This window comes from Brevundimonas sp. S1H14, from assembly GCF_047716865.1.
Lineage (GTDB): Bacteria > Pseudomonadota > Alphaproteobacteria > Caulobacterales > Caulobacteraceae > Brevundimonas > Brevundimonas naejangsanensis.
This window is the reverse complement of the sequence record NZ_CP136679.1, coordinates 265,142-277,920: the sequence shown is the minus strand read 5'-3', so window position 1 is coordinate 277,920 and position 12,779 is coordinate 265,142. Positions and strand designations below refer to the sequence as shown.

General features: G+C 68.0%; 14 protein-coding genes. 5 read left to right on the top strand and 9 right to left on the bottom strand.

Translation table 11 applies throughout. The features are described 5' to 3' along the window. Window positions 1-3: 3 nt before the first annotated feature. The 4 genes from nusA to htpX form a co-directional block, all read right to left on the bottom strand. On the bottom strand, window positions 4-1,752 hold the full coding sequence (nusA, locus tag RSD66_RS01325; RefSeq protein WP_024354290.1) for a transcription termination factor NusA: 1,749 nt from the start codon (window positions 1,750-1,752) through the stop codon (window positions 4-6). Next, the gene (gene rimP / locus RSD66_RS01320; RefSeq protein ID WP_415288716.1) at window positions 1,752-2,366 is read right to left on the bottom strand and encodes a ribosome maturation factor RimP; all 615 of its coding nucleotides are present in this window, start codon (window positions 2,364-2,366) and stop codon (window positions 1,752-1,754) included. Before rimP ends, nusA begins: the two co-directional genes overlap by 1 nt. Before the next feature lie 150 nt (window positions 2,367-2,516). Further along, on the bottom strand, window positions 2,517-3,248 hold the full coding sequence (gene trmB / locus RSD66_RS01315) for a tRNA (guanosine(46)-N7)-methyltransferase TrmB (RefSeq protein ID WP_415288715.1): 732 nt from the start codon (window positions 3,246-3,248) through the stop codon (window positions 2,517-2,519). A gap of 172 nt (window positions 3,249-3,420) precedes the next feature. Next, window positions 3,421-4,389 carry a zinc metalloprotease HtpX gene (gene htpX, locus RSD66_RS01310; protein ID WP_415288714.1) on the bottom strand — a complete coding sequence of 323 codons (969 nt, stop codon included), beginning with the start codon at window positions 4,387-4,389 and terminating at the stop codon, window positions 3,421-3,423. A gap of 100 nt (window positions 4,390-4,489) precedes the next feature. Here htpX and RSD66_RS01305 point away from each other — a divergent pair, with 100 nt between their 5' ends. Together RSD66_RS01305 and RSD66_RS01300 are read left to right on the top strand one after the other, a co-directional pair. Further along, window positions 4,490-4,732 (top strand): DUF1674 domain-containing protein, encoded by a 243-nt coding sequence (locus tag RSD66_RS01305; RefSeq protein WP_119413230.1) that lies wholly within the window; start codon window positions 4,490-4,492, stop codon window positions 4,730-4,732. A 118-nt stretch (window positions 4,733-4,850) separates the two neighbouring features. Further along, window positions 4,851-5,681, top strand: a complete 831-nt coding sequence (locus RSD66_RS01300) for a hypothetical protein (protein ID WP_415288713.1) — start codon at window positions 4,851-4,853, stop codon at window positions 5,679-5,681. A gap of 84 nt (window positions 5,682-5,765) precedes the next feature. Here the strand turns inward: RSD66_RS01300 and pyrF are convergent, their stop codons facing one another. Next, entirely contained in the window at window positions 5,766-6,497 is a 732-nt protein-coding gene (gene pyrF / locus RSD66_RS01295) for an orotidine-5'-phosphate decarboxylase (RefSeq protein ID WP_415288712.1), read from the bottom strand. A 97-nt stretch (window positions 6,498-6,594) separates the two neighbouring features. Here pyrF and RSD66_RS01290 point away from each other — a divergent pair, with 97 nt between their 5' ends. Continuing rightward, window positions 6,595-7,293, top strand: coding sequence for a MarC family protein (locus RSD66_RS01290; RefSeq protein ID WP_003167964.1), 699 nt, complete (start codon window positions 6,595-6,597; stop codon window positions 7,291-7,293). A 3-nt stretch (window positions 7,294-7,296) separates the two neighbouring features. Here the strand turns inward: RSD66_RS01290 and RSD66_RS01285 are convergent, their stop codons facing one another. The 3 genes from RSD66_RS01285 to glpK all read right to left on the bottom strand — a co-directional run bounded on the left by RSD66_RS01285 (window position 7,297) and on the right by glpK (window position 10,176). Continuing rightward, complete coding sequence (locus RSD66_RS01285; RefSeq protein ID WP_415288711.1) at window positions 7,297-8,103, bottom strand: SDR family NAD(P)-dependent oxidoreductase; 807 nt, start codon at window positions 8,101-8,103, stop codon at window positions 7,297-7,299. Between the two features lie 10 nt (window positions 8,104-8,113). After that, a complete protein-coding gene (locus RSD66_RS01280; RefSeq protein ID WP_024354298.1) occupies window positions 8,114-8,590 on the bottom strand; it encodes an Rrf2 family transcriptional regulator in 477 nt (158 codons plus the stop codon). A 74-nt stretch (window positions 8,591-8,664) separates the two neighbouring features. Next, window positions 8,665-10,176: a glycerol kinase GlpK gene (gene glpK, locus RSD66_RS01275; RefSeq protein ID WP_415288710.1), complete on the bottom strand. Its 1,512-nt coding sequence runs from the start codon at window positions 10,174-10,176 to the stop codon at window positions 8,665-8,667. 57 nt (window positions 10,177-10,233) lie between these two features. On the opposite strand from glpK, the gene RSD66_RS01270 reads away from it, so the two are divergent. Further along, a complete protein-coding gene (locus RSD66_RS01270) occupies window positions 10,234-11,208 on the top strand; it encodes a threonine ammonia-lyase (protein WP_415288709.1) in 975 nt (324 codons plus the stop codon). A 66-nt stretch (window positions 11,209-11,274) separates the two neighbouring features. Beyond that, window positions 11,275-11,730, top strand: a complete 456-nt coding sequence (locus RSD66_RS01265; RefSeq protein WP_415288708.1) for a MaoC family dehydratase — start codon at window positions 11,275-11,277, stop codon at window positions 11,728-11,730. A 114-nt stretch (window positions 11,731-11,844) separates the two neighbouring features. Here RSD66_RS01265 and RSD66_RS01260 read toward each other — a convergent pair whose 3' ends face one another. After that, window positions 11,845-12,774: a Gfo/Idh/MocA family oxidoreductase gene (locus RSD66_RS01260; RefSeq protein WP_415288707.1), complete on the bottom strand. Its 930-nt coding sequence runs from the start codon at window positions 12,772-12,774 to the stop codon at window positions 11,845-11,847. Window positions 12,775-12,779 lie beyond the last annotated feature (5 nt).

Here is a 12,779-nt window from a genome sequence, read left to right as displayed (position 1 = left end):
CCATCACATGTCGCGGGACTGGTCGTCGAGGTCGTCAGCGGGGGCGGCCTGCGCCTCGCTGTCGTCGCTCGCATCGGCGGCCGGGGCGTCTTCGCCCTCGCCGTCGAAGTCACCATCGAACTCGCCCTCAAACGTCTCTTCTTCGACGTATTCAGGCTGGGGCAGTTCCGAAGCGTCGATCCAGCCGGCGGCCACGCGCGCCTGCAGGATCAGCATTTCGGCGTCTTCCTGGCTCAGGTTGAAGCTTTCCAGCACGCCGGCGACCTTGACCCGCTCGCCGCCGCGCACTTCGTAGCCGCCGCGGATTTCGTCGGTGGCCAGGTCAGCCAGATCCTCGACCGTCTTCACCCCGCCTTCGCCCAGGGCGACAGCGATGGCGGCGGTCACGCCCGGAACCTCAAGCACGCCGTCTTCGACGCCCAGAGCCACGCGCTTGGCGTCCAGTTCGGCCGCCAGACGATCCAGGTGCTCGCGGGCGCGGGTCTGCAGTTCTTCGGCGGTGTCTTCGTCGAAGCCCTCGATCTCCGAGATTTCATAGGGTTCGACGAAGGCCAGGTCCTCGACCGTGGCGAAGCCTTCGGTGACCAGCAGCTGGGCGATCGTCTCGTCCACATCCAGGGCTTCCTGGAACAGGGCGGTGCGCTCGCTGAATTCCTTCTGGCGACGCTCGGAGTCCTGAGACTCCGTGATGATGTCGATCTGCCAGCCGGTCAGCTGCGAGGCGAGGCGGACGTTCTGGCCGCGGCGACCGATGGCCAGCGACAGTTGTTCGTCCGGCACTACGACTTCGACGCGGTCGGCTTCTTCGTCCAGCACCACCTTGGCCACTTCGGCCGGGGCCAGGGCGTTGACGATGAAGGTCGGCTCGTCGTCGACCCACGGAATGATGTCGATCTTCTCGCCCTGCAGTTCGGCGACCACCGCCTGCACGCGCGAACCGCGCATGCCGACGCAGGCGCCGACCGGATCGATGGAGCTGTCGTTCGACAGCACGGCCATCTTGGCGCGCGAACCGGCGTCGCGGGCGGCGGCGCGGATCTCGATCACGCCGTCATAGACTTCGGGCACTTCCTGGGCGAACAGCTTGGCCATGAAGCCCGGATGGGCGCGCGACAGCATGACCTGCGGGCCCTTGGCCTCCGGCCGCACGTCGTAGATGTAGGTGCGGACGCGGTCGCCGATGTTGAACACTTCGCGCGGGATCGACTGGTCGCGGCGCATGATGCCTTCGCCACGGCCCAGGTCGACGATGGTGTTGCCGTATTCGACGCGCTTGACCGTGCCGTTGACGATCTCGCCGACGCGATCCTTGAACTCTTCGTACTGGTTTGCGCGCTCAGCCTCGCGGACCTTTCCAGTCACGACCTGGCGGGCCATCTGCGTCTGGACGCGGCCGAACTCGAACGGCGGCAGGACCTCGACGTATTCCTTGCCGACCTCGGCCTCGGCGTCGCGCTTCAGGGCGTCGCGCAGACGCACCATGGCGCTGTCGTTGAACTCTTCCAGCTCGTCTTCCGGCTGCCAGTCGTCGGCGACGATGGTGACGTGACGCGTCAGGGTGAGCTCGCCGGTCTTGTGGTCGATCTTGGCGCGGATGTCGTGGTGCGCGCCATAACGCGACTTGGCGCCCTTCTGGATCGCCTCCTCGATCGCGTCGATGACGATTTCCCGGTCGATGCTCTTCTCGCGCGCGACGGCGTCGGCGATGGAGAGCAGTTCCAGGCGGTTGGCGGAGATTCCGGTCACGGCCATCAGGCGTCGTCCTTGGTGGAGTCTTGAGTGGAGTCGGAGTTGTCAGCGTCCGGCGCGCCCCCAGACGTATCTTGGGGCAGGCCGTCGTCTTCAGGTTCGCCGCGCGCCGCGCGCAGGGCGGCGCCGCGCTTCAGCAATTCGTCGGTCAGCACCAGCTTGGCGTCGGCCAGCCAGGCGAAGGGGATCAGGGCGGTCTCGTCCTCGCCGTCCAGGTCGATGGCGACATTCTCACCCTCGGCGCCGGTGACAATGCCCTTGAAGCGCTTGCGGCCCTCGACCATGCGGTCGGTTTCGAGGCGAGCTTCCAGCCCTTCGAACAGGTCGAAGTCGATCAGGCGCGTCAGCGGCCGGTCGATGCCGGGCGACGAAACTTCCAGCAGATATTCGCCCGCGATCGGATCAGCGGCGTCCAGCACCTCGGACACGGCGCGCGACAGGCGCGCGCATTCCTCGACCGAGATGTCGTGGTCGGCTTGGCGCTCGGCCATGATCTGCAGACGACGGCGCAGCGTCCCGCCCATCAGGCGCACGCGCACGACCGCCAGCCCCAGGCTCTCGGCCACGGGGTCGATCAGCTCAAGCAGAGCACGGTCTTCGGCGGTCTTGGCCCGCAAGCGGATACTCCAGAAAACAAAAGCGACGGACCATCCGGGCCGCCGCTTGAAACGACGCCGTTGGACGTCGGTCTAACGATGTGAGCGGTCATATAGGCCAAAGCGGGGGCCGTGTCAGCCCCCGCCGTCTTATTGCGCGAAGACCCGCCGTCAGGTCCGCTTCACGAACTCCAGGAAAATCGGATCAGTGTCGCCCAGCTTCTTTTCCTCATAGCGGGTGACGACGTGGTCTTCAGGCGCGGCGAACCAGTCGGCGCCCGTCTCGATGCGCGTCAGGCCCGGCGTGCGCGCCAGCCGCTCCAGCGCCCAGTCGGCGTAGTCCAGCCAGTCGGTGACGAAGCGAACCTTGCCGCCCGGCTTGAGCAGGCGGGCGATCTCGACCGCCGTTTCGTCCTGCAGGAAGCGACGCTTGTTGTGGCGCGCCTTGTGCCAGGGATCGGGGAAGAGGATCATCACCCGATCCAGAGAGGCGTCCGGCAGGGCCGCCATCACCGCGCGGGCGTCGTCGGCGTGCAGGCGCACATTCTGAAGCCCGCCCTCCTCGACGTGACGCAGGGCCGAGGCCACGCCGTTCAAAAAGGGCTCGCAGCCGATCATCACCGCCTCAGGATGTCGCGCCGCCTGCGCCGCCAGATGCTCGCCGCCGCCGAAGCCGATCTCCAGCCACGCCGCTTTCGCTTCCGGCATCAGGGCCAGCGGGTCGATCGGTCCCTTGGTCGGGTCCGGCACGGCGATGCTCGGCATCAGGGTGTCGAACAGGGCCGCCTGCTTCGCCTTGATCGGCCGCGACTTGATGCGCCCGAAGGAGCGCAGCGGGCCATGCGCCTTGGCCCATTCGGGGCGGTCGGCGTCGGACGGCTTGGAATCGGTCTCGTCGGTCATGGCGCGCGCTCTAGACCATTTTCGGTTCAGTCGAAATCGACTGAACCCAGAACAATGGTCCAAAATCATGCTTGGAGCGAATATCTGCGTTCAGTTGGACACTCGTCCAACTGAACCGATTTCGCTCTAGCGGCTTAAGCCCGCACACGCAAAGCCCCATCCTTGCGGAAAGTCAGCCCCACGGCCCGCGCGGCGGCGCATCGTCGGTTGTCGGCACGCTGGTTCCCCGGACCGACGATGCGGAAGGCGCAGGCGCGACAAAGGCCGCCGTCGGACGCCCGCCCATGCCCATCTTCGCGCCAAGCTCCATCAGGGCGCGCACGCGGTTGCCGGTGGCCGGGTGGGTCGAGAACAGATTGTCCGCCCCCTTCCCGTTCAGCGGATTGATGATGAACATATGGGCCGTCGCCGGATTGCGCTCGGCCGGCGCGTTGACCGCGCCTCGCGCATAGGCCTCGATCTTCTGCAGGGCCGAGGCCAGGGCCTGCGGATCGTTGGCGATCTCGGCCCCGACGCGGTCCGCTTCGTATTCGCGCGCGCGGCTGATGGCCATCTGCACCAGACCCGCCGCCATCGGCGCCAGCAGCATCAGGGCGATGGTCCCGATCATGCCGCCCGGCCTTTCACGGTCGTTGCCGCCGAAAAACAGGGCGAAATTGGCCAGCATGGCGATGGCGCCGGCCACCGTCGCCGTGACCGTCATGGTCAGGGTGTCGCGGTTCTTCACATGGGCCAGTTCGTGCGCCATCACGCCGCGGATTTCTTCGCGGGTCAGCATGTCCAGCAGCCCCGTCGTCGCCGCCACCGCCGCGTTCTGAGGGTTGCGCCCCGTGGCGAAGGCGTTGGGCTGGTCGTTCGGGATGATGGTGATGTTGGGCAGGGGAAGGCCCGCATCCTGCGCCATCTGCTTCACATCGGCGACATAGGCGCGCACCACGGCGTTGGGATGGGTCTCGTCCACCGGCTGGGCGCGATACATCTTCAGGACGATCTTGTCCGCGTTCCAATAGCTGAAGACATTCATGCCCGCCGCCACGACGAGGGCGATGGCCATGCCGCTGACGCCGCCGATCAGATAGCCGATCCCCATGAACAGGGCGGTCATCACGGCCAGCAGGGCGAATGTCTTCAGATGGTTCATGCGAGAGGCTTCGGACGAAGGTTTCGAGCGTCAGGGGTGGCGTGTTCGGCCGGAACGTCTATTTGAGGCCCAGCATCCCCGCTCTCAAGGCAGGCGACCTGTGACCGAACAGCCCACCCCCCCGATCGAAACCTCCCCCGAGGCCGTCTTCAACGCCGACGTGCCCCACGCCACGCCGGAGCGCCCGCTGAGCGAGGCCGCACGCCGCGCCCTGCTGGAGGCGGCTGAACGCCGCGCCGCCGAAGACGCCGCCGCCCTGCCCAATGAAGTCGGCGGCCGCAAAGGGCCCGAACCGACGCGCTTCGGCGACTGGGAGAAAAAAGGTCTGGCGGTCGACTTTTAAGGCGCTACCGCTCGCCGCGCGGCGGCGCTCATCCCGCATCGGTTCCCTTGCTGGGAGAATAATGAACGCTCCGGCGAAATGCGCATTAACCTTTGCGGCCGAAACAAGGAGCGCAGCCATGAAGGCTCTATTCTACGCCGCCGCCGGCGCGGCGATCCTCATCGCCGGAGCGGCCGAGGCCCACCAGGCCGGCGCCCGCTATAACGCCGCCGCAGGCTACGCCCGCAGTCCCGTGGTCCAGAGCCGCGCCCAGACCTGGTACAGCGACACCGGCTGGCAGGGCGGCTACGGCCCTGTCGAGAGCTACGGCTATGGATACGGCTACGGCGGCGCCGGGGTGCGGCCGCCCGTCGTGGTCGCTCCGTCGCAACCGCCGATCCAGCAGGGCGGCTACGGCTATTCCGGCGTCACCCGCTCCATGCCCTTCGGCTATCCAGTCGACGGCTACGGCCGCTATCCGTGGGCGCGCTACGGCTATGGCGGCTACGGCGGCCAATACAGCGGCAGTCAGTACAGCGGCGGCTATCAACAACAGGGGTATTATCAGGGCGGTTACAGCCAGGACTGCGGGCGATGCGGCCCGCCGCCTCAACCCGTTCATTACCGCTCCGAGCCGATCTACGTCAGCCAGCCGCCGGTCTATGTCTCGCAGCCGCCCGTCTATGTGGAGTCGCCGCCGATCTATGTGCAGCCGGCCCCGGTTTACGTCGAACCGGCCCGCGTCCACGTCGCCCCGCCGCCGGTGCATGTGGCCGCCGCCGACGTGCGCGTCGCCCCGGCCCAGGTCGAAGTGGCCCGGCCCGACGTCTATGTCGAACCGCCACGCGTCGAGACGGCCCCGCCGGTCGTGAACTTCGATCAGGGCTACTACGCCGTGCCGCCGGCCCCGCCGCCTCCGCCGTCGCCGACCGAGCGGCCCTACCGCCAGGAACGCGGCGAACGCGGCTGATACGACAAGGGCGGCGTCTGCGGACGCCGCCCTTTCTGTTTCACGTGAAGCACGATCCCTTTAGCGATCAATCTCTTCAGGCGATCAAACGCCTGCGACCAATGCGATCTCCTGAGTGATCGCCTGAGCCGCTGCGCGGGGGTCGGACGCCGCCGTGATCGGACGGCCGATGACCAAATGGGTGGCGCCGGCTTCCAAAGCGCTGGCCGGGGTCGCCGCGCGGGCCTGATCGTCCATCGCCGCCCCGGCAGGCCGCACGCCCGGCGTGACGATCAGGAAGCCCTCTCTGCCGGCCTCGACCGCGATCTGCCGCGCCCGCCCCGCCTCATGCGGGCTGGAGACGACGCCGTGGACGCCCGCCTCCAGCGCCTGACGCACCCGCAGCTCCACCAGTTCGGCGGCCGACAAACTGTGATCATCCGCCCTCAGATCATCGTCGGTCAGGCTGGTCAGGACGGTTACGCCCAGAATCTTCAGGTCCGAGCCCGCCGCCCCGCGCGCCGCCGCCGCCATCACCTGCGGTCGGGCGTGGACTGTCAGCAGATCGCAGCCCGCGTTCGCCAGCACCGCCGCCGCCTTCTCCACCGTCGCGCCGATGTCGTGCAGCTTCCAGTCCAGAAACACCTGGGCGCCCGACGCCTTCAGCTCGCGCGCCAGCGCCATGCCGTCCGAAGCGAACAGCTGAAGACCCACCTTGTAGAAGCCGACCGCATCGCCGATCCGCTCGACCAGAGCCCGCGCCTCATCCGTCGTCGGCACGTCCAGGGCGCAGATAACGCGCGGATCGAAGGGACGATTGGGTCGGTCTGCGGACATTTCCAGCTCTCGGCGGCTTGCAGGCGCGCGCGGATGCCCCGATAGGTGGGGCGAGGAGTCGCGGTCGCGCGGCGGGTTTTCAGGGCAAGGTGCAGCAATGAACGCGGTCGATCTGGGGGTCAACCTGTTCGTGGCGCTGTTCGCCCTGCTGGACCCCATCGGCAATGTGCCGATCTTCGCGGCGGCCACGGCGGGCGCTTCCCTGCGTCAGCGGATCAGCGTCTCGGCCATGATCTGCCTGTTCGCCGTGGTCTTCCTCGGCTTCTTCTTCTTCACCGGCCTGGGCCTGCTGCAGTTCTTCGGCATTTCGCTGGCCGCCTTCCGCATCGCGGGCGGCATCCTGCTGCTGCTGCTGGGTCTGGATATGGCGCGCGAGGACTTCCTGAAGATCTTCGCCGACGCCGATGCCGTAACGGACGCCCAGGACGTGCGCGGCTACGCCAAGCGCCGCTTCAAGCGGCTGATCGTGCCCTTCGCCATTCCCCTGATGATCGGGCCGGGCGCCATCTCGGCCGTGATCATCAACGCCGGAGAGGCGGCCAAGCTGGGCCTCACCGGGACCTTGGCCTCCCTGGTCGCCATGATCGCCGCCTGCGTCGTCACCTTCCTGTGCTTCTCGGCCACTGGGCCGATCAGCCGCATCCTCGGCGACGTGGGCATGGCCATCGTCGTGCGGGTGCTGGGCCTGATCCTGTGCGCCCTGGCGATCCAGTTCATCCTGATGGGTCTGGGCGAGGCCCTGCCGGGCATGTTCAGCGCCGGAGTCACCGCCCCCTATCCGGCGGGCGGCCAGTAATCGCTAAAGCCGGTCCAGACGCCTGGCGTGACCGCCGACTATTTTCAGCGCCATCGTGTCGGGCAGAATTCCGCCCAGCGCCGCCAGCACATTGTTCATAACGCCCGGCGTCACGCGCGGACGGTTAGCCTCGACCGCGCCCCAGCCGATGCGCGCGACGCGATCGGCGTCCATCCACATCCAACGGGGATAGGCGGCCGAGACCTGCTCGCGCGAGCCGTTGACGTCGTGGAACTCGGTGTAGGTGTAGCCGGGGCACAGGGCGGTGACATGCACGCCGGTCCCCCGCATCTCCAGCCACAACCCCTGCGACGCCTTGATCAGAAAGCTCTTGATCGGACCGTAAAGGGTGTCGCCGCCGGTCGCGGGCATCTGTCCGGCCAGGGAGGCGACGTTCAGCACCCGGCCCCATCCGCGTGCGACCATGCCCGGCAGCAGCAGACGCGACAGCTCGACCGGCGCGCTCAGCATGACGCGGACCATGGCGGCGTGGTCGGCCGGGTCCGTGGTCAGAAAGCCTGTGGTGCGGCTAAAGCCTGCATTGTTGATCAGGCCGTCGACGGCCAGGCCCCGCACGGTGATCGCCTCGACCAGACGGACGGGCGCGTCAGGGTCAGCCAGATCAGCGGGAATGACGGCGACCGCGACGCCGTACGCAGCGCTCAGTTCCTCGGCCAGGCTCTGCAGCGGCCCTTCGCGACGGGCGGTCAGGATCAGGTCGTAGCCACGCTCGGCGCAGACTCGGGCCAGCGCCGCCCCTATGCCCGCCGAGGCGCCGGTGATCAGAATGGTGCGGCGCCCCTCCCCCACGGACGGCTCGTCAGGCTGCGTCGGCGTTGGGACAGGACGGATGCGGGGCGAAGGCGCGCAGCACCTCAGGGTCTTCTTCCAGCAGGTCGGCGATAGTGATCTTCGACAGGGCCGCGCCCGCCGCCTGGTCCGCCGCCGTCAGGGCCTTGGCCACCTGACGCGGAATATGTTCGCCGATCGGGCAGCCCTTGGCCCCCGCAGGCGGAGAGCCCAGATGGGCGCAACCGTTCACCGCCCGCAGCACCTCGTCCAGACAGATGGTCTCAGGCCGCCGCAGCAGCCACGACCCGCCCGAGGCGCCCGGACGCGTCGCGATCAGTCCCGCCTTGGCCAGCAGGGCGGTCACCCGACGGATCACCACCGGATTGGTCGGCACCGAGGCGGCCAGGACGGCGCTCGGCTCGGCCTCGGTCGCCGCATAGGCGCCCTTGTGGGCCAGATAGGCCAGGGCGTGGGCGGCGACGGGAAAACGTTGGCTGTCAGACATCAGTGTTCATGCTCCAGACCGATAGGTAGGCCTTCCACGCCTGTTTCACAAATCAATCTGCAATAATAACTGTTCTAGATTGTGGCCGGGTCCGTATCCTCAGCGCGCGCCGCGGCCACGGCCGCCCGCACCGCGCCGCGCCACCCCTTCAGCAGCCGCGCCCTCTCCGTCTCGTCCATGTCCGGCGTCCAGACAGCAGGCGACTCAGCAGGCGCGGTCCACAGCGCGGACGTCAGGCCCACGCCATAGGCCGCCAGGCGCGCCGCTCCCATAGCCGTCATTTCCTGGAAGGCCGGGCGCTCGACCTCGACCTCGCAGATATCGGCGACGAACTGCATGGCGAACGCGTTGGCGGTGACCCCGCCATCGACCTTGAGCCGTTTCAGCTGCGGCGCGCCGTCTTTCTTCAAGGCGTCCAGCAGGTCGCGGGTCTGGTAGGCCAGACTCTCCAGCGCCGCGCGGACCATATGCGCCGGGCCGCTATCGCGCGTCAGACCGACGACCGTGCCACGCGCCTCCGGCTCCCACCACGGCGCGCCCAGACCAGTGAAGCCGGGGACCAGATAGACCCCGCCGTTATCCGTCAGCGACTGGGCCACAGCCTCGGACTGGCGCGAATCCGACAGCACCTTCAGCCCGTCGCGCAGCCACTGGATCGCTGACCCGGCCGAGAAGATGGACCCCTCCAGCGCATAGGCGGCTTCACCTCCCGCCGCATAGCCCAGCGTCCCCAGCAGCCGCGAGGTCGCGGCCACAGGCGCCGCGCCGACATTGGCGACCAGGAAGGCGCCGGTGCCATAGGTGATCTTGGCGTCGCCCGGCTTCAGCGCCCCGTGGCCGACCAGGGCCGCCTGCTGATCGCCCGCCGAACCGTGAATGGGCAGGGCGCGCCCGAACAGCGCCGGGTCCGCATTCCCCAGCAGGGCGTCGCAGTCGCGGATCTCCGGCAGGGCCTCGATCGGCACGCCGAACAGGTCGCACAGGTCGGGGCGCCAGGCGCGTGTCGTCAGGTCCATCAGACTGGTGCGGCTGGCGTTGGTGGCGTCGGTGACGTGGCTGTTTCCGCCGGTCAGCTTCCAGATCAGCCAGGCGTCGATGGTGCCCAGCTTGACCTCGCCCCGCGCCGCCCGTTCGCGCGCGCCGGGCACGGCGTCCAGCAGCCAGGCGTATTTCGAGGCCGAGAAATAGGGGTCGAGGATCAGGCCCGTCGCCGCCTGAACCATGGTCTCATGCCCCGCCGCCGCCAGCCTGCCCGTCGCCTCGGCCGTACGCCGGTCCTGCCAGACGATGGCGCGATGCAGGGGCTCGCCGGACGCCGCGTCCCAGATCACCGAAGTTTCGCGCTGGTTGGTGATGCCGATGGCGGCGAAACGGCCGACGCCGCCCGCCTTCCTCACCACCTCGCGACAAGTCTGCAAAGTCGCCCGCCAGATTTCGGTCGCGTCGTGCTCGACCCAGCCCGAGTGCGGGAAATGCTGCGCCAGCTCAATCTGGCTGACGGCGACAGCGCTGAACGCCCCTTCGGGCGAGACTTCGAACGCAATCGCTCGCGTCGAGGTCGTGCCCTGGTCGATGGCGAGGATCATATTTGTGTGCATTCTGGCAGTTATGCAGAGGCTGCGTCTCTCCGTAAGAGGAAATCAATGCATACGCCCAGCTTCCAAGGCGTCGTCGACGCCGCCCGCCAGATCGCCCCCGCCGCCGTCCGCACGCCGTTGATCGAGCATCCAGCCCTGAACGAGGCTGTCGGCGGTCGCGTCCTGATGAAGGCCGAGACGTTTCAGGTCGCGGGCGCCTTCAAGTTCCGCGGCGCCTATAACCGCATCAGCCGCCTGACGGACGAAGAGAAGACGCGCGGCGTGGTCGCCTATTCTTCGGGCAACCACGCGCAGGGGGTCGCGGCCGCCGCCCAAGCCGTCGGAACGCCCGCCCTGATCGTCATGCCGTCCGACAGCCCGGCGGTGAAGGTCGAGGGCGTGCGCGCCTTCGGCGGCGAGGTGCGCTTCTACGACCGCTGGACCGAGAACCGCGAGGCCATCGGCGCTGAGATCGCGACCGAGCGGGGCTCCGTGCTGGTCCCGCCATTCGACGATCCCTTTATCATCGAGGGTCAGGGCACGGTCGGGCTGGAGATGCTCGAACAGGCCGGCGTTCCATTGGATCAACTGCTGTGCGGCGCCTCGGGCGGCGGGCTGATCGCCGGGATCAATCTGGTCATGGCCGAACAGAGCCCCGACACCCGCGTCATCGTGGTCGAACCCGACGCTTTCGACGACACCCGCCGCTCGCTGGCGGCCGGAATCCGCGTCGGCCATCCCGAAGGCGCGCCCTCCATCTGCGACGCCCTGATGGCGCCCATGCCGGGCGAGCTGACCTGGCCGATCAACCAACGCCTGGCGGGCGCCGCCACCGTGACCGACGCCGAGGTCGCCGAGGCCATGCGCTTCGCCTTCCGCTGGCTGAAGCTGGTCATCGAGCCAGGCGGCGCTGTGTCTCTGGCGGCGCTGCTGTCGGGCAAGGTCGAGGCGAAAGGCCTGACCACGGGCGTCGTCCTGTCCGGCGGCAATGTCGACCCCGGCCTGTTCAGCGCCATCATCGAGGGGCGATTCGAGGGCTAAACCTCGCTGGCGCGAGCGAGGGGATAGCGGCTAAGCTGACGCTCGTCTGTAAGGGGAGCGTCATCCATGACGAAGGCCAGCGAACTTCAATCTCTGATCGATCAGGAAGTCGGCGTCAGCCGCTGGTTCGCGCTGGATCAGGCGCGCATCGACGCCTTCGCCGGCCTGACCGAGGACGAGCAGTTCATCCACGTCGACCCCGAGCGCGCCAAGGCGACGCCCTTCGGCGGGACGATTGCGCACGGCTTCCTGACCCTCAGCCTCGCCTCCGCGATGAGCATGGATGCAGTCGCGCAGTTGGACGATCTGGTCATGGGGGTGAACTACGGCTTCGACCGCCTGCGCTTCCTCGCCCCGGCCCCGTCGGGATCGCGCGTGCGCGGCCGCTTCAAACTGCTGTCGGCCGAGGACAAGGGCAGCGGCCGGTGGCTGCTGAAGCACGAACTGACCGTCGAGATCGAAGGCGGCGACAAGCCCGCCCTGATCGCCGAATGGCTCACGATGCAGGTGGTGAAGGCTTAAACGTCCCGCTCATCCCGGCGGACGCCGCGATCCAGTCCTTTGGCCTCAAGCGCCGCGCTTGCAGCTCTCACTGGACCCCGGCGTCCGCGGGGGTGAGCGGAAATGTAGGGACGTTCACTCCCCCAGACACCTCAGCGCCACTTCCAGATTGCGCAGGCCGTCTTCGCCGCTGACCGCCGCCGTCTCGCCGTTGCGGATGGCGTGGATGAAGGCCTCGTGCTCCTTCTTGAGCGGCTCGGCGGGCCAGGCGTTCAACATCCGCGTCGAATAGGAGCCGTCCGGCTGCTGGCCGAAGAATTCGGTCACCTGACGGGTGATCAGATCGGCGACGATAAAGCGGCTCTTGGTCGCCACCTGCAGCACGCGGGTCTTGTACGGCGTGACCCAGTTGGTGGTGATGTGGGCGATCACCCCATTGTCCATGCGGAACTGCAGCAGGGCCGAATCCTCGCGTGAGGCGTGGGTGTGGCCCAGCAGGGACTGGACCTCGGTCATCTCCGACCCCGTCAGATGGCGGATGATGTCGATGTCGTGCACCGCCAGATCGATGACCACCCCGACCTCACCCATGCGCGGCGGGAAGGGGCCCACACGGGTGATCTGGATGGAGATGATCTCGTCGCCGTCGATGGCGCGCTTGACCGTCTCGACCGCCGGGTTGAAGCGCTCGACATGGCCGACCATCAGCACGCGGTTGTTCGCCTTGGCCGCATCGATCATGGCCTGAGCATCGGCCACCGTGGCCGCGATCGGCTTCTCCACCAGCACATGGACGCCCGCGTTCAGCAGGGCGACGCCCAGTTCGGCGTGATAGCGGTTCGGCGTGGCGATGACGGCGGCGTCCAGTCCGGCGGCGACGAAGGCCTCGGCGGTCGTCACGGCGGTCGCGCCATAGGCGGCGGCCACGCCCTCGGCCGTCACGGCGTCGGGATCGAAGACGGTCGTCAGCTCGACGTCGCGCAGCTCAGCCAGAACGCGGGCGTGGTTTCGGCCCATGACGCCGGCGCCCGCGACGCCGATCTTGAGAGGGGTCTGCTGGATCATGAAGG

Bases quoted from the DNA above. Each gene is read 5' to 3' on its own strand.
- RSD66_RS01270 (WP_415288709.1), top strand. From the start codon at position 10,234: ATGCATACGCCCAGCTTCCAAGGCGTCGTCGACGCCGCCCGCCAGATC.
- RSD66_RS01290 (WP_003167964.1), top strand. From the start codon at position 6,595: ATGAACGCGGTCGATCTGGGGGTCAACCTGTTCGTGGCGCTGTTCGCC.
- trmB (WP_415288715.1), bottom strand. From the start codon at position 3,248: ATGACCGACGAGACCGATTCCAAGCCGTCCGACGCCGACCGCCCCGAA.
- RSD66_RS01300 (WP_415288713.1), top strand. From the start codon at position 4,851: ATGAAGGCTCTATTCTACGCCGCCGCCGGCGCGGCGATCCTCATCGCC.
- pyrF (WP_415288712.1), bottom strand. From the start codon at position 6,497: ATGTCCGCAGACCGACCCAATCGTCCCTTCGATCCGCGCGTTATCTGC.
- nusA (WP_024354290.1), bottom strand. From the start codon at position 1,752: ATGGCCGTGACCGGAATCTCCGCCAACCGCCTGGAACTGCTCTCCATC.
- htpX (WP_415288714.1), bottom strand. From the start codon at position 4,389: ATGAACCATCTGAAGACATTCGCCCTGCTGGCCGTGATGACCGCCCTG.
- RSD66_RS01265 (WP_415288708.1), top strand. From the start codon at position 11,275: ATGACGAAGGCCAGCGAACTTCAATCTCTGATCGATCAGGAAGTCGGC.
- glpK (WP_415288710.1), bottom strand. From the start codon at position 10,176: ATGATCCTCGCCATCGACCAGGGCACGACCTCGACGCGAGCGATTGCG.
- RSD66_RS01280 (WP_024354298.1), bottom strand. From the start codon at position 8,590: ATGTCTGACAGCCAACGTTTTCCCGTCGCCGCCCACGCCCTGGCCTAT.
- RSD66_RS01260 (WP_415288707.1), bottom strand. From the start codon at position 12,774: ATGATCCAGCAGACCCCTCTCAAGATCGGCGTCGCGGGCGCCGGCGTC.